The sequence below is a fragment of the Streptomyces sp. NPDC006643 genome, assembly GCF_042870175.1.
Taxonomy (GTDB): Bacteria; Actinomycetota; Actinomycetes; order Streptomycetales; family Streptomycetaceae; genus Streptomyces.
In genome coordinates this window covers 422,154-442,753 of the sequence record NZ_JBIAHA010000002.1, presented here as the reverse complement: position 1 = coordinate 442,753, position 20,600 = coordinate 422,154, and the positions used below count along the sequence as shown (strand labels likewise).

Sequence of the window (20,600 nt, the reverse complement as noted above, 5' to 3'; positions counted from 1 at the left end):
GCGCCGGGGAGCCGTGTGATCGAAGGGCTGAGCCAGGGACCGGGCGGCGGGGTGATCGTGCTCCTCGCCGTCGTGGTGACGGCCGCCGCGTTCGTCCAGGGCACGAGCGGCCTCGGCTTCGCCCTCATCGTCGCGCCCGTCGTCGGCATGGTCGACCCGGGACTGCTGCCCGTGTTCCTGCTCACCTCGATGATCCCGCTGAATCTGTATGTGGCCTGGCGCGAGCGCGACAGCATCGACGTACGGGGCGCCGGCTGGATCTCGGCGGCCCGGGTGGCGGCCACGCCCCTGGGGCTCCTGCTGCTGTGGGCCGTCCCCGAACGCCACCTGGGCGTGGTCGTCGGGGCCGCCACGCTGCTGGCCGCGCTGGCGAGCCTGCTGCTGCCCGCGTTCACCCCCGGCCGGGCGGCGTACCTCGGCGCCGGAGCGGTCACCGCCGTCACCGAGACGGCGACCGGCGTCGGCGGCCCGCCGCTGGCACTGGTCTACCAGCACCGGCCACCGGCCGAACTGCGGGCGACGGTCGCCGTCTGCTTCCTCGTCGGCGAAGTCGCCTCACTGGGGCTGCTGTTCGCCGGCGGCCGGGGCGGCCCGGACCAGGCGCTGCCCGCCCTGCTGCTCCTGCCCGCCGTGGCGCTCGGCGTCCGGCTGAGCCGTCTGGTGCACCACCGTGTCGACGCCGCGCGGCTGCGGATCTTCGTGCTGGTCTTCGCGACGGTGTCGGGCGCCGTGCTGATCGCCGGGCTCTGACAGGGCTGTTCAGCGCAGATACGCGAGGCCGGGGTGGGCGTCCGCGTAGCCGTCCATCAGCCGCCGCGCCACGGTCACCGAGTCCACGAGCGGATGCAGCGCGAACGCCTTCACCGCCGTCGTACGCGAACCGCTCTCCGCCGCCGCCAGCACCTCGCGCTCGACCGCCTTCACCGCGCACACCAGACCGGTGGCGTGGTACGGCAGCGGCGCCACCGCCACCGGATGGGCACCGTTCGCGTCCACCAGGCACGGGACCTCGATGACGGCGTCGGCGTCCAGCACCGAAAGCGTCGTGCCGTTGCGGACGTTGAGGACGAGGGTCGCCCGGCTGTCGTGCGCGACGGCCCGCATCAGCGCGAGGGCGACCTTCTCGTACCCGCCCGACTCCAGGTCCTCGACGGCCCGTTCACCCGCGCCGGCCGCCTCCCGGTTGTGCGCCATGTACGTGGCCTCGCGCTCGGCGCGGGTACGGTCCCAGGTCGCCAGCGCGGGGGCGCCGGGCCGCTCCATCTCCGCGTAGAAACCGGCCTGTTGGTCGCGCAGGAACGCGCCACGCGTCCGCTCGGCCTCGCGGTAGGCGCGTACGGTCTCGCGGTTGAAGTAGTAGTAGTGCAGATACTCGTTGGGGATCGAGCCCAGCGAGCGCAGCCAGTCCGCGCCGAACAGCCGGCCCTCCTCGATCGAGCCCAGCAGCTCGGGATCGGCGAGCAGGCGCGGGAGTTGGTCGCGGCCGTCGATACGCAGACCGCGCAGCCAGCCGAGATGGTTGAGGCCGACGTAGTCGATGAAGGCGGTGCCGGGGTCCTCGCCCAGCACCCGCGCCACGCGGCGGCCGAGGCCCACGGGGGAGTCGCAGATACCGATGACACGGTCGCCCAGATGACGGGCCATCGCCTCGGTGACCAGCCCCGCGGGGTTGGTGAAGTTGATGACCCAGGCGTCGGGGGCGAGCCGGGCGACCCGGCGCGCGATGTCCACGGCGACGGGCACGGTGCGCAGCCCGTACGCGACTCCGCCCGCCCCGACGGTCTCCTGACCGAGCACCCCCTCGGCGAGCGCCACCCGCTCGTCGGCCGCGCGGCCTTCGAGACCGCCGACCCGGATCGCCGAGAACACGAAGTCGGCGCCCCGGATCGCCTCGTCCAGATCGGTGGTGACGGTGACCCGCGGCGCGTCGGCCACCCCCGCCGCCTGATCGGCGAGCACACGGGCGATCGCGGTCAGCCGGGCGCCGTCCACGTCGTGGAGAACCACCTCGGTGACCCGGCCCGCGGCGTGGTCGCCGAGGAGCGCGCCGTACACCAGGGGGAGGCGGAAGCCCCCGCCGCCGAGGACCGTGAGCCTCATCCGGAAACCACCTTCATCTCGCGCCGCGGACGCCGCGCCGCACTCGACAGGACGGTCCCGTTATACGTCACCGCCGAGGCCGGAGACGTTCTCGGTGTTGGGGCCGCCGCCGACCGGGTCGGGCTGCCGCGCCGGTTCCGGCGACACGGCGAGTGTGAACGAGTGGCCCGCCGGGTCGGAGTACGTCCGCACGTCGCGCGGCCCGCTGTTGTTCTTCGCCTCCACCGGCCTGGCGCCGAGCCCGACCGCCTCGCGCTCGGCCTCGTCCATGTCACCCCGGTTCACGAGGATGCGCAGATGGGCCTGCTGGGAGTCGTCGGGCCGGGGCCAACTCGGCGGCGCGTAGCCGTGGTCGCGGTGTATGGCCAGATGGACGCCGTTGTTGCCGACGACCTCCAGATAGTCGGGGTCGCCCCACGGCCGGATCTCGGCGTCGAGCAGACCGGCGTAGAACTCGGCCAGTTCCATCGGTTCGGCACAGTCCAGGACAAGGACACTCGTCTTCTCAACCATGCCCTCGCGTGTACCCGCTGTCATCGGCGGCACACGGTGCGGCGCGGCGGCCCGGCCCGGCGCGGCCGGGGAAAGCGCTGGCGGCCGTGGTCGCCGCCCCGGCATGCTGGGCCCATGCTGATCAGGGAAGCCACCCGCGCGGACTGGGCCGCCATCTGGCCGTTCTTCCACCGGATCGTCGCCGCCGGCGACACGTTCACCTATCCGACCGACCTCGCCGAGGACGACGCGCGCGACTGGTGGCTGCTCGCCCCGCCGAACCGTACGGTCGTCGCCGTCGACGACGCGGGCACGGTCCTCGGCACCGCCAAGATGAACAACAACCACATGGGCAACGGCGCGCACATCGCCAGCGCCAGCTACATGGTCGACGCGGCGCACACGGGCCGGGGCGTGGGCCGGGCGCTGTGCGAGTACAGCCTGGAGTGGGCACGGACGGCGGGGTTTCGCGCGATGCAGTTCAACGCCGTCGTGGAGACCAACACACACGCGGTGAAGCTGTACGAGGCGCTCGGTTTCACGGTGCTCGGCACCCTCCCCGAGGGCTTCCGCCATCCGGTGCACGGCTATGTCGGGCTGCACATCATGCATCGCGCGCTCTGACCCGGCCCCCGAGGAGACGGATCAGTCCTCGGGGCGGCCCTGGAGGCGTGCGGCGCGTTCGCGTATCCGGGGGAGCTGGGCGTACAGCGCGCCGCCCGGACAGTGGGTGGAGTAGCCGTCCCGGTGACCCGACACCGTACGGAAGATCTGCCGGGTGCCCTTCTTGTAGCGGCTGCCGTCGTTGGTGGACACCAGTGTCGTCGTGCCGCGCGGATCGACCCCGTACAGGCCGAGCTTCCACGCGATCAGCTTGGCGAGCGCGTCGACCATGGGCTCGGGCACCGGCGAGCCGTCGCTGAAGTCCCCTATCGCCGCGATGCCGACGGTGGCGACGTTGAAGCCCAGGGTGTGCGCGCCGACGACCGGGTTGTCGATGCCGCCCGCACGGCCCTCGTAGATGACGCCGCCCCGGTCCACGAGGAAGTTGTAGCCGATGTCGTCCCACTGCCGGTTGTCGACGTGGTCGACGGCGAAGGTACGGATCAGGCCGGGGACCTCGGGGCGTGTGTAGTCGTTGGGGCCGCTGGTGTGATGGATGAAGACAGCCTTCACCGCGTCCGCCGTCAGCTCCGGCTTGCGCCGGGGCGGGGGCTTCTCCTGCCAGAACGTCCGGGGCTCGACGGCGGGCGGCGCGCTGGCCCAGCGCAGCGGGCGCTCCGGGCGTGCCTGCGGGCGCGAGCGAGGGGCGGGCCCGTCCTCGCCGGCTCTCCCGGCGGCGTCGGCGGCCAGGGTGAGGCCCGCACCCGCTGCGGCGGCCCAGCCCATGCCACGAAGCAGCACGCGCCGGTCGATGCTCATGGGGATGAGCGTATGGCGCGATGCCGGGATCCGCCTCCTCTCCAGGAGGTGTGCCGAGGGTCTTTTCGCGGGGGTGACCGGCCCTCGGCGGCGGTGATGGCCGGGCGGGAGGCCGCTCCGCACCGAAATCGAACAGTTCGTCCGGACGGTGGTCGGGACGGCCCCGCCGGGCCCGTCACCGCGCCGGGTCAGGACGTACGGCGCCGCATCGCGACGGCGGCCCCGCCGGCCGCCAGCAGGACGACGGCGGCACCGCCGGCGAGGAGTGTGCCGTCGGTGCCGGTCTCGGCCAGTTCGTCGAGCTGGGTGCCCGCGCCGGTGCCGCCCGTGGAACTCGTACCGCCGTCCGTACCTCCGGCCGTACCGCCGCTCGCGCCACCGTTCGTTCCGCCCGAACTCGCGCCGCCCGAACTCGCCCCGCCGCCCGAGGCGTTCACGACGATCTCGGCCGTGTTGTTGGTGCGGTTCTTGTCGAACGGAAGCGTCCCCCACCGGCCGTCGCCCTTGACGAAGGCCACCTTGCCCGTGGCGTTCGCGACGACCTTCTCGATCCGCAGCCCGAAGACGTACGCTCGCTCGCTGTCCTCGTCGGCGTAGTTGTACGGCGTCGTGCAGCGGTACGTCGCCGCCGCCTCGGCCGGCTCGCAGAACTCGGGGACCTTGGTGACCTTCGTGCCCTCGGGGACCTTGACCTCGAAGACGCCGATCGGCCCGTAGACGTCGTTCCTCGCCCAGGCCGGGCCCTTGTTGGCGAAGGTGACGGTCGCGTCCACGGTCCGGCCCGCCGCGCCCCGTACCTTCGACCCGGTCAGCGCGAAGTCCGCCGTGTTCTCGGCGGTGATGTCGACGCCCAGCTCGGAGCCGTGGACGGTGCCGGGCGCCTCGGGCGTGGTCCGCTCGACGAGCTTCAGCACCGGGTCGGCGCCGCCGCCGTGCTGTGTGCCGTCGGGGAACGTGTCCACGCCCGAGAGGATGTGGACGTCCAGCCGCTCGTACAGCGCCCGGTCCTGGAGCTTCAGGCCGACGGGCTCGTTCGGCACGTAGACGGTGCCGGGCTCCAGGGTCTGCTCGATGTCGCACACCGCGTTCGTCTGCGCAGGGCCCTCGTCCTGGGCGGGTGCTTCCTCGTACACGCAGTTGGAGTACTTCTTGGCGTAGGCCAGTCCCTGCGAGCCGCCGAGGTAGAGCACGACGCGGGTGGCGGGCGCGTCGCCCTTGTTCTTCACCGCGAACGACACCTCGGCCGAGTCTCCCGGCCGCACGTCCTCGATGGGAGCGGCTGTCTGCTCGAAGACCAACTCGGCCCCGGGCGCGGCCTGTTCGGCGGCGGCGCCCGGGGCGGCGACCAGCGACCAGCCGGCCGCCGCGGCGACGACCGCTCCCGCTGTGAGCCGCAGTGTCCGCGACGGGGTGTGTGCCTTGGTCTTCGACGCAGATGTCATGTGCCCCTCCGAGGACGCTCGCACCGGGTGGCGAGCCGGATATGGAAGGGAAGACACCTACCGGGAACGAACGGTTGTACGGAAGCTGTACGCGAAATGTCCTCAGTCGTGCGAGGGGCGGCCGTCGAGCTGGTGGTCGGCCAGGCTCAGCGCCTCGTCGATCACACGCCGCAGATGGCCGTCGCGGAGGCTGTAGACGACCCGGCGGCCTTCCTTGCGCGTGACGACGAGCCCGGCGAGCCGGAGCTTGGCGAGGTGCTGGCTGACGGCGGGGCGGGCCGCCCCGCACACCTCCGTCAGCGTGGTCACGTCCGCCTCGCCGCCTGCCAGCGCGTGCAGCAGGACCAGCCGGGTCCGGTCGGCGAGGACGGCGAAGACCTCGGCGGCGAGGGTGAACTGCTCCTCGCCCGGGTTGGGCGGGTGCGCATCATGCGCAGGTGACAGTTGCATGCGTGCGTTCATATGCACATAATGGCGAACGGGTCACGCTCCTGTCCACCCGGCGGTGCGCCCGGCTGTCCCCAGCCGTCCCGGCCGACCTCCGGACCCCTTCTGCTCCTGTCAGGCCCCCTGCCCGCGCGTCGGAAGGTCACCCCCATGAACGACCCGCACGGCCACCCTCGGCCCCACCCTTACGCCCCTGCCGGCCACTCCCACCCCCACCCTCGTCCCCACGCGCATGACGGTCCCGAGCGCGCCGGCGGGCGCCTCGCCCGGCTGCGGCACAGCGCCCGCCACCTCCTGGCGCCCCACTCCCACGAGTCCGCCGACAAGACCGACCCCGCCCTCGAATCGTCCGCGAAGGGCATGCGCGCGCTGTGGGTCTCGCTGGCCGTGCTCGGCGCGACGGCGCTCGCTCAGGTGGTGGTGGTGATCCTGTCCGGCTCGGTGGCGCTGCTGGGCGACACCGTCCACAACGCCGCCGACGCGCTGACCGCGCTGCCGCTCGCCGTCGCGTTCGTCCTGGGGCGGCGCGCGGCCACCCGGGGGTTCACCTACGGCTACGGGCGGGCGGAGGACGTCGCCGGCATCGTCATCGTGCTGACCATCGCCGCGTCGGCGGTGTTCGCCGCGTGGACCGCCGTCGACAGGCTGCTGGACCCGCAGCGGATCAGCTACCTCCCGGCCGTCGCCGCCGCCGCCGTCGTCGGTTTCGTCGGCAACGAGTGGGTCGCCCGCTACCGCATCCGGGTCGGCCGCGAGATCGGCTCGGCGGCCCTGGTCGCCGACGGACTGCACGCCCGTACCGACGGTTTCACCTCGCTCGCCGTCCTGCTGGGCGCGGGCGGCGCCGCGATCGGCTGGCGGCTCGCCGATCCGGTCGTCGGTCTGCTCATCACCGCCGCGATCGTCCTCGTCCTGCGCGACGCCGCCCGGGAGGTGTTCCGCCGGGTGATGGACGCCGTCGACCCGGCGCTCGTGGACGCCGCCGAAGTGGCCCTGCGGGCGGTCCCCGGTGTGCGGGCGGTGGGGGAGTTGCGGCTGCGCTGGATCGGGCACCGGCTGCGCGCCGAGGTCGCGGTGGTGGTGGACGGTGAGCTGACGGTACGTCAGGCACACCACGTCGCCGTCGAGGCCGAGCACGCCCTGCTGCACGCCGTACCGAAGCTGACCGCCGCCCTGGTCCACGCCGACCCCGAGGCCGCCCCCGACGAGGCCGATCCGCACGCGGCGCTGAGCCATCACACGCCCGCCGGTGCCCCCGCGCTCTGATCCGCCGTGAGCTCCGGCTCGCGCCGGACCGCGCCGGACTTCCACAAGCCTCCGTCGCCCTCCGTCGGCCTCCATCGGCCAACTCTGAACCCTTGTCGGTTACATGACAGCATCACTAGCGTGTGCCGGGTTCCATCCCCCACAGGAGGAGACCGGCATGAAGGACCGAGCGAGACCCGCTTACCGGCGTCGGATCACCGCAGCCCTCGCGCTGCTCGCCTGCGTGGGCGTCGCCGTGGCCACGCCACCCGCAGGGGCGGCCGACGCCCAGAAATCCACGCGCGTAGCACCCTCCCCGACCACCTGGTCGGCGGATCTGGCACGCATCACCTCCGACGACGTCAACGTCCGTTACACACAAGGCGCGTTGAGCGTACGGAGCACCACCTTCCGCCCCGCGTCGGCGGAGACCGGCCGGGGCTACGGCACCCAGGTGCTCGCCCCCAGGGAACTCGACACCCCGGTCAACCGCGTCGACGCCGAACTGACCGCCGACACCCCCTCGGGCGCCGACGCCGAGGTGGTGGTCGACGTACGCGGGCGCTCGACGGGCGGCAGCTGGACCGAGTGGGTACCGGCGGACCGGGGCCCGGCGGTCCTGCCCCGCGCCGTCACCACCGTGCAGGCCCGGATCACCCTCTGGGACGAGACGGGAGAGGCACGTGTCACGGGTCTGCGGCTGACGGCCGAGAAGGGCGCGGCGCCGCGTACCTCGGCGGGCGCGACCGCCTTCAGCGCACGGGTCTTCGCCACCCGCGAAGGACTCGTCGGCGGTACGACCGCCAACGGCCACATCATCCAGCCCAACGACCACTTCGTCGCGCTGCCCTCCCGCCGGGGCCTGTCGCCCAACGGCAGCGGCCAGTACTCCGTACAGGTCTGCGGCCCCGCCCGCTGCGAGACCGCGCCCGTGTGGGACGTGGGCCCGTGGAACACCAAGGACGACTACTGGAACCCGTCCCCGACCCGCGAGATGTTCAAGGACCTGCCCCAGGGCAAGCCCGAGGCCCAGGCGGCGTACGAGGACGGCTACAACGGCGGCAAGGACGGGTCGGGCCGCACCGTGCTCAACCCGGCCGGGATCGACCTCGCCGACGGCACCTTCTACAACGTCGGCCTGAACGACAACGGCTGGGTGACCGTCACCTATCTGTGGACCGGCGACCAGACCGGCAAGTCCTTCCCCACCTGGGGCACGGACGTCCGGATCCGCCAGCAGGCGACCACCGCGTCCGCCGAGGTGGCACGACTGCCCGGCCCCACGACGGTCAACGTCAAGTGCCAGGTCCACGGCCAGCGGATCACCGTGGACGGCATCACCAATGACGGCTGGTCCTATCTGCCGGCCTTCGGCGGCTACATCTCCAACATCTTCATCGACGTGGTGGAGGCGTGGCTGCCCGGCGTACCGAACTGCTGAACCGGCGGGGGTGGCGGGGCGCGGTCCCGCCACCCCCGGCCGGCGTGCTCAAGCGGACGCGGAGACCGCCCCGGGCGGGGCCGGCGCCGCGAGCCGCCCGCCACGACGCAGCCCGTCGAGCGCCACGGCGCACGCCAGCCCGAGCGCGAACAGCGCGAACCAGGGGAGTGCCGGGACACCGGCCCCCCGCGCCGCGTCAAGTGCCGCCCCGGTGAGCAGATTTCCGACCGTGATGCCGATACCGCAGATGGTGTTGTAGAGCCCGTAGTGGGTGGCGACGAGACGGTCACCGGCGAGCCGGACGATGGTGTCCATCTCGAAGGGGTACGCGATCATCGTCCCCAGCGCGAGCAGCAGTGCCGCGACCGCCGGCGGCAGGGCCGCCAGCGCCCACCTGCCAACTCCCGTCTCCGGTACGGGAATCGCGGTCGCGGCCAGCAGCGGCAGGAACGCGCACCCCATGGCGGCCAGTCCCCGGCTCAGCGCGCGCCCCTGCGCCATGCGGGCCACGCACCACGCGGTCACCCGGGTCTGGAACAGGATGGTGCTCAGCCCGGACACGGCGAAGAGCAGCGCCACGGCGGCGGCGCCGAACTCCCCGTCGCCGCCCACCCGTCGTACCTCCAGCGGAAGGGCCAGATAGACCTGGAAGGTCAGCACGTACGAGCCGGTCATCGCCCCCGCGAAGAGCAGGAAGGGCCGGTTGGCCAGCACCGAGCGCCACTGGGTGAGCGTGCCCGTGCGCCTGCCGTCCCCGTCGCGCACCTGCGTGTCGTCGGCCCCGCGGGCGGGCAGGGCCCGGATCTGTACGACGCTCAGCAGCGCGAAGATCCCCGCCGAGACGAGGCATGTCACCCGGAAGTCGACCCCCGTCAGCACCATGCCCACCAGGGGACCGAGCAGAATGCCCGCCTGGTAGAAGACATTGAACAGCGCGAACGCCTCCACCCGCCGCTCGCCCGCGTCGGCCGCGAGATAGGCGCGGACCGCCGGGTTGAACAGCGCGCCGGCGAAGCCGGTGGCCGCCGACGCGGCGAACAGCGCGGGCAGCGAGTCCACCAGGCCGAGCGTCGCGAAGCCGACCGTACGCAGGACGCATCCGGCGACGATGAGGGGCTTGTAGCCGAACCGGTCGGCCAGCGTCCCGCCGACCAGGAACATCCCCTGCTGGCTGAAGTTCCGTACGCCCAGGACGAATCCGACCAGCCAGCCCGCCAGCCCGAGGGTCCCGGAGAGATGGGCGGCCAGATACGGCATCAGCATGTAGAAGCCCAGATTGATGGTGAACTGATTGACCATCAGCAACTGGACGCCGCGCTCGTACGTGCGGACCTGCCGGACCACTCCCTTCACCGGGCGCTCCTCTGGGCCGAGTTGGTGGCGCTGACGGAGCCGGTCAGAGTGAGCGGGTCGACCACATCGGCGCACCGGGTCCAGCGGGCGACCTCCTTCTCGTCGGGGCGGCCGATCACCTCCGGCTCGGCCGCCGGGGCCGAGTCCAGCAGTCCGTGTGCGACGCAGTACTCGTCGTCGTACACCGTGCCGAGATAGCGCTGCGGCCCGTCGGGGAAGACCGCGACGATCCGCGAGTCGGCGGCGGCGGTGCGGGCCAGCCAGCCCGCCACCAGAGCGACGGCGCCGACGCTCCAGCCGCCGGTGGCGTAGTGGGACGTGGCGAGCCGGCGACAGGTCCACACCGCCTCGGACGGCGCGATCCAGTGCGCCTCGTCGAAGGTCTCGTAGGCGACGTTGCGCGGATGGATGCTCGACCCGAGACCGCGCATCAGCCGGTCCCTGGCCGGCTGTCCGAAGATCGTCGAGCCGATGGTGTCCACGCCGACGACCCGCAGTTGAGGGTAGAGCTGGCGCAGCACCCGCGAGATCCCGGCGGAGTGGCCGCCGGTGCCCACGCTGCACACCAGGGTGTCGATGTGCCCGAGCTGGGAGGCGAGTTCGAGGGCGAGAGGGGTGTACGCGGCGGTGTTGTCCGGGTTGTTGTACTGGTCCGGGCACCAGGAGCCGGGATACCGCTCCAGCAGCCGCGCCACCCGTTCGCGGCGTGCCTGCTGCCAGCCGCCGGCCGGGTGCGGCTGCGCGACGGTGTCGACCTCGGCGCCGTACGCCCTGAGCAGCCGGGTCATCGACGGCTCCAGCCCCGGGTCGGTGACGAGGGTGACCGGGTGGCCGTGGACGATTCCGGCGAGGGCGAGGCCCAGTCCCAGGGTGCCGCTGGTCGATTCGACGATACGGCCGCCGGGCGCCAACTCGCCCCGCGCGCGGGCCCGTTCGACCATGTGGAGGCCGGGCCGGTCCTTGATGCCGCCGGGGTTGAAGCCTTCCAGCTTGGCCCAGAAGCCTCGCCCGGCCGGGGCGAAGGGTTCGCCGATCCGCAGCATCGGGGTGTTGCCGACCAGCCCCGAGAGGCTGTGGCCGGCCTGGGGGCTGGCGGCCCGGAGCGATCCGGTGCGGGGGAAGAGGGGGCGCGTGGGGACGGTGGGGGTATGGGGGCGCATGGTGTTCGCTTTCGTTCGCGTGGGTGCGCGACGTCGCGGCAGCGGCTACGGCTGTAGCTGTAGCTGTGGCTGCGGACGCCGGAGTCGCGGATGCGGGGGTACGCGTAACTCGCCGAACGGGTCGCGCGCGGGCCGGACGGGCCGGACGGCGCGAAGAGGCCGGACCGAGCGGGTGTGTGCCGCGCTCGGACGGGGGGCGACCGGTTCGGGAAAGGGCGGTCTACACCCGCAGAATCGCCGGATCTCTCCAGGTGGCGGACGCGGCGACCGCGTCGGACGGCACGGTGGACAAGGGGAGTTGGCACCGCGTCGGTGCCGCGAGGCCCAGCGGTGTCGTGCCGCGGGCGGGCAGGTCGGCGCGGTACGGAGGCTGGCCGGACGCGCAGCTCTCCGACCCGTGCTCGGCCTCGTCGCCGTCGTGCTGGGCGGGCGCGACGTCATGACCGGCGAAATCCGTCGACGCGGTCGGCGCCGCCTCGGGCACCGACTCCGTCTCGGTCGCCGACGCCGCCGACGCCGCCGACGCCGCCTCGGCCACCTCGGTCATCGCGGCGAGGGGAGACGCGTGCGCCACGGCGTTGTGACCGTTGACGCCATGCGTGTACAGCAGCGCCAGCAGCAGCACGGCCAGCCACAACGCCCGCTCCGGGCCCGCCGTTCGACGGCGGGCCCGGAGCGGGCGTGAGACGCGGAGGGCCGGGAACATACCGTGATCGTAGCGTCACTTTGAGTGTGGGGTGCGATCCGCACCGTGCCGCGCCGCCCGGCCCGGGGGCACGGCGTCAGCCGACCACCGCCAACTCCCGCTCCGTGGTGTTGAGTCGGCGCCCGCCGCTCTCCGTGACCGTCACGATGTCCTCGATCCGCACACCGAACCGGCCCGGCAGATAGATGCCCGGCTCCACGGAGAAGCACATGCCCGGTACGAGCGGCAGCTCCTCGCCCTCGACCATGTAGGGCGGCTCGTGGGTGGTGACGCCGATGCCGTGGCCCGTGCGGTGGATGAAGTACTCCCCGTACCCGGCGTCGATGATCACCGCGCGGGCCGCCCGGTCCACGTCCTGGCAGGCGATGCCGGGCCGCACCGCCTCGCAGGCGGCGCGCTGCGCCGCGTGCACCAGTTCATGGACGCGCCGCTCCTCCTCGGTGGGCTCGCCGACATGCACGGTGCGCGAGGTGTCGGAGCCGTACCCCTGGCACAGACCGCCGAAGTCGAGCACGACCATGTCGCCGTCCTCGATGACCCGGCTCCCCGCCTCGTGGTGGGGATTGGCGCCGTTGGGGCCGGAGCCCACGACGGTGAAGTCGACCTGCGAGTGGCCGAACCCGCGCAGCAGACCGGCCAGGTCGGCGGCGACATCGGTCTCCCGGCGGCCCGCGAAGGGCACCTTCTTGATCTCCTCGTACGCGGCGTCGGCCGCCGCGCCCGCCGCCGCCAGCCGCTCCACCTCGCGCGCGTCCTTCACCGCGCGCAGCATCGGGAGCGCGTTCGTCAACGGCGCGTAGGAGGTGCCGGGCAGGGCCTCCTGGAGACCGATGAGATGCAGCGCCCAGGTGTTGTCGCTGATGCCGTAGCGACCGGTGGGGTCGAGCGCCGGGGCGGTCACACCGTACGGATCGACGCCGTCCGTCCAGTCGCGCAAAGTCAGCGCGGGCGCGCCGACGGCCTTCTCCGCGTCGGGAGCCTCCAGCCTGGGCACGACGAGAACGGGTCCGGCGTCCGGGGTGAGCACCAGCAGCGTCAGCCGCTCGGTGTCGGCGGGCGGCTGATACCCGGTCAGCCACATCATGTCGGGGCCGGGCGCCACGAGGACCCCGGCCAGCCCGGCGCCCACGGCGTCGCGCACCGCGCGGTCCATCCGGGCGCGGTAGTCGTCGGCGGTGTAGGGGGCGGGGGCCGGGGCGGGGTGCGCCGGAGCCCCGGCGGCCGTGTGCGCGGTGGATGCGTCGCTGCCAGTCATACGGCTCATCCTGCCGTCGCCGCCGGGCGCTCCGCGACCCGGTTCCCCGTTCCCCGTGCTCCCTCGGGACCGGTTACGCCTTCGGCTGGGTGAAGCGGATGCTGTTGCCGAACGGGTCGCGCAGACCGCAGTCGATGCCGTACGGGCGCTCGGTGGGCTCCTCGGTGAACTCGACGCCGCGGGCCAGCAGCGTCTCGTACGTCTTGCGGCAGTCGTCCGTGCTGAAGATGAGCGAGCCGCCCGTGGCGCCCTTGGTCACCAGTTCGCGGACCTGCTTCGCCGTCTCCTCGGACATCGCCGGGGGACCCGGCCGCTCCAGCAGGATCTGGCGGTCGGGGTGGCCGGGGACATGGACGGTCAGCCAGCGCATGAAGCCCATGTCGATGTCGGCGCCGACCTCCAGACCGAGCGTGCCGACGTAGAAGTCGAGTGCTTCGTCCTGGTCGAGGACGTAAATCTGCGAGTGCGTGATTGCGTTGAACATGTTCTTCACGCTACTGGCCACGGGGTGCGAAAACTTGTCCAGAACTGCTCAGTCACGGGCCGCCCCCGGACCCCGCCGCGGTCAGGCGCTCGGCCGTGTCCACGCCATCGTGAAGCACGTCGGTACACCCAGGGCGGCACGGGCCGCGTCCTGGCGTTCCCGGTGGTCCTTGCGGTAGGTCCTGGGCGGTCGGCCGACGATGTCGTGGAAGGTGCGGCTGAAGGTGGCCGGACTGCCGAAGCCGACCTCGAAGCAGATGTCCGTCACGCCTCGCTCGGTCTCCCGCAGCAGGAACATCGCGCGCTCGACCCGTCTGCGCTGGAGATAGCGGTGCGGCGTCTCGCCGAACGTGGCGCGGAAGGTCCGGGTGAAGTGCGCCGGCGAGACATGGGCGATCCGGGCCAGCGCGGGTACGTCCAGCGGCTGCGCGTAGTCGCGGTCCATCGCGTCCCGTACGCGGAGCATGCGGCGATTGGTCTCTTCCACGGCGCGGCCCACGGCACCATCACATCACGGGGCCGCTACCCGTGGTCGGCCGGCCGCGTGTGCAGCCGGGCCCAGAAGGTGGTCGAGTCTCCCCCTTCGTAGCCATGGGCGTGCGACAGGGCGGCGACGATGGACAGACCACGCCCGCATTCGCCGGAGTGCTCCTGGTCCAGTCCCGGCTCCCCGCCGTGATCCAGCTCCAGATCGAAATCCAGATCCGGCTCGGGACCCTTCGTCGGGAAGGGGACGTGGCCCTGGTCGTTGACGCTGATCGTCACCGCTCCCTGGCCCCGGTGGAGCGCGATGTGAACCGGACTTCGCCCGTGGCGTATCGCGTTGGTCACCAACTCGCACACGACGAGCACGGCGTCGTCCACGGTGGCACGCGGCAGCCGCCACCGCTCCAGTACACCGGCAGCCTTTCTGCGGGCATGAGCGGCCTGCGCGAGATCGGTGTCCGGCAGGGACCAGACATGCCGGTCCGCGGTGGGAAGCAGGCTCAGTGCGGTGGACTGAGCGGCCAGAATTTCCATGATCCTCTCCTGGGGACGAAACTTTCCGAGTCCCACGGAACCGTCTCCCGTCACTTCGCGGAAGGGTCGCGCGGTGACCGGACATCTCCGTGTCCGGTCCCTCGGCGCGCCGCCACGGCCCCGGAGAGGCACGATGGAGAGCGCGTACCGGCAGCGACGCCGCAGTGCGCGAGGGGCCCGGAGGTGCGAGATGGGGAGAGCGGAACTGCCCCCTCAGGCGGACATGCCGAAGATCATGCGTACCTGGCGGGCCCGCCGGAATCTGGACGACATCCCCGGCATGAGCGCCCTGCCCCGCCACCGGCACCGGCGCGGCCGGCTCACCCAGGCGATCATGGCCGACCTGCTCGGCGTCGACGAGCGGCACTACCGGCGCCTCGAACACGGCGAGGGGCGGATCAGCAAGGACCTGGTCGGGGAGTGCGCCCGGATCCTGGGCCTGAACCCGGCCGAGGCGTCCGCCCTGTACGTCTGGTCCGGTCACCAGCCCCCGCGGCCGGCCGTCCCGGAACACCCCGGCGTCCCGGACGACCTGCTCGGGATGTTGCACCGGGTCGGCCACGGCGCCTACTGGAGCGACGACACGTACACCGTTCTCGCCTACAACCGGCGGGCCGCCTGGCACTGGCCGTGGATGCAGCGGCCCGGCGCCAACATCATGGAGGAACTGCTCGCCCCCTCCTCCCAGGGCCGTGCGCAGTGCCGGAGCTGGGAGACCCACTGGGCGCCCTACATGGTCGCCGAGCTGCGCCGCAGCGCCGTCGTGGACCTGGACAACGACGGTATCCAGCGGGTGGTCCGCCGGGTACGGCGGTCCGCCGAGGTGCGGCGCGTGTGGGACGGGGACGAGCGCGCCGAGATGAGCCTGCACCCCTACGCCACGGTGCGCCCCATGGAGCTGCCGCTGACCGGCCCCGTCCAGGTGTCGGTCCAGGCGCTGGCGCCGCTGGCCCACCCGGGCATTCGGATGATCGTCGGTATCCCCGTCGACTTCACGGAGCCGGAGCTGCCGCTGGGTCCGCCGCCCCCGCCACGGCCCGCAGCCGCAGCGCGGTAGTGGTGAAGCCCGGCCCGAAGGCGACCGCGACCCCTTCGCCGCCCGGGATCCCCGCGTCGAGCGTCCGGGCGAGGACGTCCAGCAGCGCGACGCCGCCGAGGTTTCCCCGGGCGAGGGACGCGAGGGAGTGCGCACCGCCGGTGTCCGGGTCGAGGCCGAGCCCGGTGAGGGTGCCCCGGACGATCCCCGGCCCGCCGGGATGTACGGCGGCCCAGCCGACCGGGTGCCCGTCCAGCCACTCGGTCAGATACGGCAGGACGCGTCCCGCCGCCTTCTTCGCGTCGGGCCCCGAGTCGAAGAAGAGCCCGTCCCTGTCGATCACGCCCCAGTACGCGTCCTGGCTGTCCGGCAGGACGAACTCCCAGGTCCCGGTGACCTCCAGCAGACCGTCCGGCACCGGCCGGCCGGCGCCGGAATCCGCGCCCGCATCCGCGCCGGCGTCGGCGTCGCGCACCACGACGGCGCCGCCCGCGTCCCCGAAGAGGCCGCCGTACAGCACGGTCTGAAGGCTGAGCGTACGAGGGTGGTAGAGCGTGCTCAGCGCCTCCGCCGCGACGACCAGCACCCGCGCCCCCGGGTGCCCGCGTACGAAGCGGGCCGCCTGGACCAGCGCGTGCGCGCCCCCGGCGCACGCCACCGTCGCCAGCCCCACCCGCGACACGTCCGGCCGTAGCCCCAACAGCCGTATCAGGTCGACGTCCAGTCCGGGCACCGTCCAGGACGTCGTGTGCGTCGTCACCAGGCAGTCGACCTCCCCCGGGGCCACCCCCGCCCCGCGCAGGGCCTCCAGCGCCGCGTCCACCGCCAGCGGACGCGCGCCCTCGTACGCCGCGCGCGACCGCTCACCGACACCCCTGTCGGCCCCGGCCTCGGCCAGGGGCGCGACCCAGGGCCGGGTCCGCACCCCCGTATGCCCCAGCATCCGCAGCCACAGGGCGAGCCTGGGGTGGGCGGGATGGCGCTCGCGAAGATCACCGGCAATCTCTTCGGTGCTCACCCAGTACGGCGCTGTGCGCACCACCGGGCGGCTGACGACGACGACGGTCACGGGGACCTCCTCGGAGTCTGCTCGTCCTCCACAGTAAGCCGACTCGCCGCCGTGGGGGAGCGGTCCTAGCGTGGTCGGGTGGGGGCTGTGCCGACCTGTAGAGGGAGTAGCGAGATGGCTGACAAGCCCGCGATCGTCCTGGTCCACGGTTTCTGGGGCGGAGCCGCCCACTGGGGCCATGTCATCACCGAGCTGAACCGCCGCGGCCACGGCTCGCTGCACGCGGTGGAACTGCCGCTGACCTCGCTCGCCGACGACGCCGAGCGCACCGCCAAGATGGTCCGCCAGATCCCGGGGCCCGTGCTGCTGGTCGGCCACTCCTACGGCGGCGCGGTCATCACCGAGGCGGGCGGCCTGCCGAACGTCACCGGCCTCGTCTATGTCGCCGCGTTCGCCCCGGACGCCGGGGAGAGCCCCGGCGGGATCACCCAGGAGATGCCGCCCGCCGCCGCCGACAACCTCGTCCCGGACTCCGACGGGTATCTGTGGATCAAGCAGGACAAGTACTACGAGAGCTTCTGCCAGGACCTGCCCGCCGACGAGGCCCTGGTCATGGCCGTCACCCAGAAGGCGCCGCTCGCCTCCGCCTTCGGCGACAACGTCACCACCCCCGCGTGGCGTTCGAAGCCGTGCTGGTACCAGGTCTCCACCGAGGACCGCATGATCCACCCCGACAACGAACGCCGTATGGCCCGGCGGATGGACCCCCGCAAGACCATCGAACTCCCCGCCGGTCACGCGTCGTTGGCCTCCCGCCCGGGAGAGGTGACCGACCTGATCGAGCTGGCCGTGGCCGGCTGATCCCGCGCGTCGTGGTTCCGCCACCGAACGCGCGGATACCGCTCCCCGGCCGGGCGGGCCGGGAGATGATGACGCCATGGGTGTTCAGTGGTGAGGCAACGGCCCTCGCGGCAGGAGCTGATCAGGCGCAGGCGGCAGGACGGGTTCGTGGGGCGGCAGGGGGAGATCGCCGCGTTCCGTGAGGTGTTGCGGCAGGTCGACGAGGAGACGGAGCAGTTCCTGTTCCACATCCACGGCCCCGCCGGGGTGGGGAAGTCCACCCTCGTACGCCAGTTGGAGACCGTCGCCGGGGAGAACGGCGCCGTCACCGTCTACTTGGACGAGTCGGTGGCGGACGTGGTCGAGGCGATGGAGGCCATCAGCGCCCAAATGGCCAGGCAGGGCGCGGCGTTGAAGACGTTCGACAAACGGCTCGCCGCCTACCGGCAGTTGCGCCACGAGGCCACGGCGGGCGCGGCGACGGGCCCGCCGCCGGCGGCGGCCGAGGGCGAGCCGGCGCCGGTGCCCGCGCCCTCGCCCTCCAGCGTCGTCGCCTCGCAGGTCGGCCTGGTCGGACTGGGCATGATCCCCGGCGTGGGCGCCTTCACCGGAGCGGTGGACCCGCTCCAGGTGGCGGCGGGCGCCGACAGGGTCAGGGCGCTGTTCCAGTCCCGGCGCAGCCCGGAGGACATCCAGCTCGTCCTCTCGCCGTTACGGGTGCTCGGCCCGGTCTTCCTCGAAGACCTCGCGGAGGCCGCGCGGCGCGCGCCTTCGATCGTGTGGTTCTTCGACACCTACGAACGCATCGGCCCGCTGCTGGACGTCTGGCTGCGGGATCTGCTCATCAGCGGGCGGTACGGGGCGCTTCCCCCGAACGTCCTGACCGTCCTGGCCGGCCAGCCGGGACTGGCGCCGGCCGTGTGGGGCGACTGTCTGGACCTGGTCACCGACTGGCCGCTGGACATCTTCAGCGAGGACGAGGCGCGGCGGCTGCTCACACAGAAGAGCGTCACCGACGAGCACGTCGTGGCTCTCATCCTCGAACTCTCCGAGCGCCTCCCGGTGCTGGTCTCCACCCTCGCCGAGAACAGCCCGGCCTCCCTGGACGACGTGGGCGACCCCAGCGGCACGGCGGTGGAGCGCTTCCTCAAGTGGGAACCCGACCCCGACCGCAGGGCGGTCGCCCTGGCCTGCGCCCTCCCGCGACAGTTCGACGCCGACGTCTACCGCGCCGCCGCGCCACCCGACGCCCCGGACCAACTGCCGTGGCTGCGCACGATGCCGTTCGTGACGGACCGCGCGGGCCAGTACCACTATCACCAGGTCGTACGCGCCATGATGCTGCGGCTGCAACGCCGGCGCTCCCCGGAGGCGTGGCAGCGGCAGCACACCCGGATCGCGGACGCCTTCGCCGAGCGGCGCGCGTCGGTGGAGCGGGGCGCGGCGCCCGACGGCGGCTGGTGGTACGACGACCACTGGCTGCGGCTCCGCCTCCAGGAGGCGTACCACCGGCTGTGCGCGGACCCGCGCGGGGCGCTGCCGGACGCGTTGCGGGAGCTGGTCGACGCCTGCACCCGCGAGACCACGCTCCGACGCTGGGCCCAGACACTGGTGGAGGCCGGCCGCGACGGCGACGCACGCGCGACGGCCGAATGGGGTGAGCGGCTGCTCGCCGCGCTCGACACGGAGGAACTCGGCCTGGCCGCACTGACGTTGCTCATCGACCAAGGCCGACTGGACACCGCGGCCCGCGCCAAGGCACACCGGCTCCGAGGCCGCGCCCACCGCACCGCCGACCGCTACGACCGGGCCCTCGCGGACTACGACACCTCCCTCACCCTCGCCCCGGACGACCCGCGCGCCTACGTCGGGCGCGGCAGAACCCATCTCCTGACGGGGCGTCACGACGACGCGCTCGACGACATGAACCGGGCGATCGAGATCGACCCCGGCTACGCGCTCGCCTTCGCGTGCCGGGGGCAGGCCCATGTCGGTCTCGCGCGGTACGACGAGGCGCTCCGTGACTTCGACCGGGCGATCGAGATCAGGCCCGCCTACGCGTGGGCGCACTCCTGGCGGGCCCACGCGTACCGCAGGACCGGCCGGTTCACGGAAGCGCTCGCCGACCTCGACCGGGCGATCGACATCGTCCCGACCCACCGGTGGTCCCTCACCTGCCGGGCGCAGGTCTACGGGGCACTGGAGAGGTACGAGGAGGCGCTCGCCGATCTCGACCGGGTGCTCGAACTGCACCCCGCCGACGAATGGATCCTGACCGTCCTCGGCCATGCGAAGGCGGCTCTGGCGCGTTACGACGAGGCGCTCGCCGACTTCACCCGGGCGATCACGCTCAGCCCCGCCTCCTCCGGCGCCCACAGTCTGCGCGGCGCGGTGTACCGCCTGCTGAGGCGCTACGACGAGGCGTTCGCCGACTTCGACCGGGCGGTCGAACTCGACCCCGCCAACGAACACGCCCTGTCCCAGCGGGGCGAGGCGCACCGGTTGCTGGGGCGGTACGAGGAAGCGCTCGCCGACCTCGACCGGGCGATCGAGCTCGACCCGGCCGACAACTGGACCCTCGCCGCCCGCGGCCAGGTGTACGGGGCGTTGGGGCGTTACGAGGAGGCGGTCCCCGATCTGGACCGTGCCATCGCACTGCGGGGCACTCCTGACGGCTGGATCCACTACGAGAGGGCACTGGCCCGGCGCCGGCTGGGCGGGTCCGACTGGAGGGACGATCTGACGCGAGCCGTCGACCTCTTCACGCGGGACGCCGGATCCGGCGGCTTCGACGCCCGGCTCGGCCGCGGGAATCTCGTGGTCGCCCACTGCGCCCTGGAGGCATGGGAGGACGCGGAGGCCGCCCTCGCCGAGTTCCTGGCGTGCCGGCCGGAGCGGGAGCTGCTCGGTGACGCGGTGACCGATCTGACCCTTCTGACCCGCGCGGTCCCCTCACTCACCGGCCGGGTCCTGCCCTTCCGGGCCCGACTCCAGGAAGCCCTCGACTCCGCCTGACCGCCCCCGCCCCCGCGCTCAATGAACGCGCTCGTGAAAACAAGTGGCGAGCCCGGCGGGGTACGCGCTAAATTCCCCCGTGTTCCGAAGGGCGCGTTCGTCCTTCGGCCGTGCCGTGTGTGATCCGGGAGGTG

At 72.8% G+C, this 20,600-nt stretch carries 20 protein-coding genes; 7 read left to right on the top strand and 13 right to left on the bottom strand.

The features are described 5' to 3' along the window. The first annotated feature begins 15 nt into the window (after window positions 1–15). Window positions 16–750, top strand: a complete 735-nt coding sequence (locus ACFYNU_RS04520) for a sulfite exporter TauE/SafE family protein (protein ID WP_356584699.1) — start codon at window positions 16–18, stop codon at window positions 748–750. Window positions 751–759: 9 nt separating this feature from the next. On the opposite strand, the gene ACFYNU_RS04515 is transcribed toward ACFYNU_RS04520, so the two are convergent. Then, complete coding sequence (locus ACFYNU_RS04515) at window positions 760–2,100, bottom strand: 6-phospho-beta-glucosidase (RefSeq protein WP_356584700.1); 1,341 nt, start codon at window positions 2,098–2,100, stop codon at window positions 760–762. 60 nt (window positions 2,101–2,160) lie between these two features. Next, entirely contained in the window at window positions 2,161–2,613 is a 453-nt protein-coding gene (locus ACFYNU_RS04510) for a VOC family protein (RefSeq protein ID WP_356584701.1), read from the bottom strand. Between the two features lie 114 nt (window positions 2,614–2,727). On the opposite strand from ACFYNU_RS04510, the gene ACFYNU_RS04505 reads away from it, so the two are divergent. Beyond that, on the top strand, window positions 2,728–3,216 hold the full coding sequence (locus ACFYNU_RS04505) for a GNAT family N-acetyltransferase (protein ID WP_356584702.1): 489 nt from the start codon (window positions 2,728–2,730) through the stop codon (window positions 3,214–3,216). Window positions 3,217–3,237: 21 nt separating this feature from the next. Here the strand turns inward: ACFYNU_RS04505 and ACFYNU_RS04500 are convergent, their stop codons facing one another. The 3 genes from ACFYNU_RS04500 to ACFYNU_RS04490 all read right to left on the bottom strand — a co-directional run bounded on the left by ACFYNU_RS04500 (window position 3,238) and on the right by ACFYNU_RS04490 (window position 5,918). Further along, window positions 3,238–4,014 (bottom strand): peptidoglycan recognition protein, encoded by a 777-nt coding sequence (locus ACFYNU_RS04500; RefSeq protein WP_356584703.1) that lies wholly within the window; start codon window positions 4,012–4,014, stop codon window positions 3,238–3,240. A gap of 188 nt (window positions 4,015–4,202) precedes the next feature. Continuing rightward, window positions 4,203–5,456, bottom strand: coding sequence for a hypothetical protein (locus ACFYNU_RS04495; protein ID WP_356584704.1), 1,254 nt, complete (start codon window positions 5,454–5,456; stop codon window positions 4,203–4,205). 102 nt (window positions 5,457–5,558) lie between these two features. Then, a complete protein-coding gene (locus ACFYNU_RS04490) occupies window positions 5,559–5,918 on the bottom strand; it encodes a metalloregulator ArsR/SmtB family transcription factor (protein ID WP_356584705.1) in 360 nt (119 codons plus the stop codon). Between the two features lie 135 nt (window positions 5,919–6,053). Between ACFYNU_RS04490 and ACFYNU_RS04485 the strand changes: the two genes are divergently transcribed. Both ACFYNU_RS04485 and ACFYNU_RS04480 read left to right on the top strand, forming a co-directional pair. Then, window positions 6,054–7,169: a cation diffusion facilitator family transporter gene (locus tag ACFYNU_RS04485; RefSeq protein ID WP_356584706.1), complete on the top strand. Its 1,116-nt coding sequence runs from the start codon at window positions 6,054–6,056 to the stop codon at window positions 7,167–7,169. A gap of 157 nt (window positions 7,170–7,326) precedes the next feature. Beyond that, window positions 7,327–8,589, top strand: coding sequence for a hypothetical protein (locus tag ACFYNU_RS04480; RefSeq protein ID WP_356584707.1), 1,263 nt, complete (start codon window positions 7,327–7,329; stop codon window positions 8,587–8,589). A gap of 48 nt (window positions 8,590–8,637) precedes the next feature. On the opposite strand, the gene ACFYNU_RS04475 is transcribed toward ACFYNU_RS04480, so the two are convergent. The 7 genes from ACFYNU_RS04475 to ACFYNU_RS04445 form a co-directional block, all read right to left on the bottom strand. Further along, window positions 8,638–9,942, bottom strand: a complete 1,305-nt coding sequence (locus ACFYNU_RS04475) for an MFS transporter (RefSeq protein ID WP_356584708.1) — start codon at window positions 9,940–9,942, stop codon at window positions 8,638–8,640. After that, complete coding sequence (locus ACFYNU_RS04470) at window positions 9,939–11,102, bottom strand: PLP-dependent cysteine synthase family protein (RefSeq protein WP_356584709.1); 1,164 nt, start codon at window positions 11,100–11,102, stop codon at window positions 9,939–9,941. The genes ACFYNU_RS04475 and ACFYNU_RS04470 overlap by 4 nt, the downstream gene beginning before the upstream one ends. Window positions 11,103–11,322: 220 nt before the next feature. Beyond that, a complete protein-coding gene (locus ACFYNU_RS04465; protein ID WP_356584710.1) occupies window positions 11,323–11,808 on the bottom strand; it encodes a hypothetical protein in 486 nt (161 codons plus the stop codon). Window positions 11,809–11,884: 76 nt separating this feature from the next. Further along, complete coding sequence (locus tag ACFYNU_RS04460; RefSeq protein ID WP_356584887.1) at window positions 11,885–12,961, bottom strand: aminopeptidase P family protein; 1,077 nt, start codon at window positions 12,959–12,961, stop codon at window positions 11,885–11,887. 175 nt (window positions 12,962–13,136) lie between these two features. Next, window positions 13,137–13,547 (bottom strand): VOC family protein, encoded by a 411-nt coding sequence (locus ACFYNU_RS04455; RefSeq protein WP_356584711.1) that lies wholly within the window; start codon window positions 13,545–13,547, stop codon window positions 13,137–13,139. Window positions 13,548–13,628: 81 nt separating this feature from the next. Then, entirely contained in the window at window positions 13,629–14,045 is a 417-nt protein-coding gene (locus ACFYNU_RS04450; RefSeq protein WP_356584712.1) for an AraC family transcriptional regulator, read from the bottom strand. A 23-nt stretch (window positions 14,046–14,068) separates the two neighbouring features. Next, complete coding sequence (locus ACFYNU_RS04445; protein WP_356584713.1) at window positions 14,069–14,566, bottom strand: ATP-binding protein; 498 nt, start codon at window positions 14,564–14,566, stop codon at window positions 14,069–14,071. A 190-nt stretch (window positions 14,567–14,756) separates the two neighbouring features. Between ACFYNU_RS04445 and ACFYNU_RS04440 the strand changes: the two genes are divergently transcribed. After that, window positions 14,757–15,623: a helix-turn-helix domain-containing protein gene (locus ACFYNU_RS04440; RefSeq protein WP_356584714.1), complete on the top strand. Its 867-nt coding sequence runs from the start codon at window positions 14,757–14,759 to the stop codon at window positions 15,621–15,623. Here the strand turns inward: ACFYNU_RS04440 and ACFYNU_RS04435 are convergent. Then, the gene (locus tag ACFYNU_RS04435; RefSeq protein WP_356584715.1) at window positions 15,559–16,671 is read right to left on the bottom strand and encodes a PhlD; all 1,113 of its coding nucleotides are present in this window, start codon (window positions 16,669–16,671) and stop codon (window positions 15,559–15,561) included. The two genes, ACFYNU_RS04440 and ACFYNU_RS04435, sit on opposite strands and share 65 nt — an antisense overlap. 114 nt (window positions 16,672–16,785) lie before the next feature. On the opposite strand from ACFYNU_RS04435, the gene ACFYNU_RS04430 reads away from it, so the two are divergent. Together ACFYNU_RS04430 and ACFYNU_RS04425 are read left to right on the top strand one after the other, a co-directional pair. Then, window positions 16,786–17,472, top strand: a complete 687-nt coding sequence (locus ACFYNU_RS04430) for an alpha/beta hydrolase (RefSeq protein WP_356584716.1) — start codon at window positions 16,786–16,788, stop codon at window positions 17,470–17,472. Window positions 17,473–17,562: 90 nt separating this feature from the next. Continuing rightward, a complete protein-coding gene (locus tag ACFYNU_RS04425) occupies window positions 17,563–20,466 on the top strand; it encodes a tetratricopeptide repeat protein (RefSeq protein WP_356584717.1) in 2,904 nt (967 codons plus the stop codon). The last annotated feature ends 134 nt before the right edge of the window (window positions 20,467–20,600 follow it).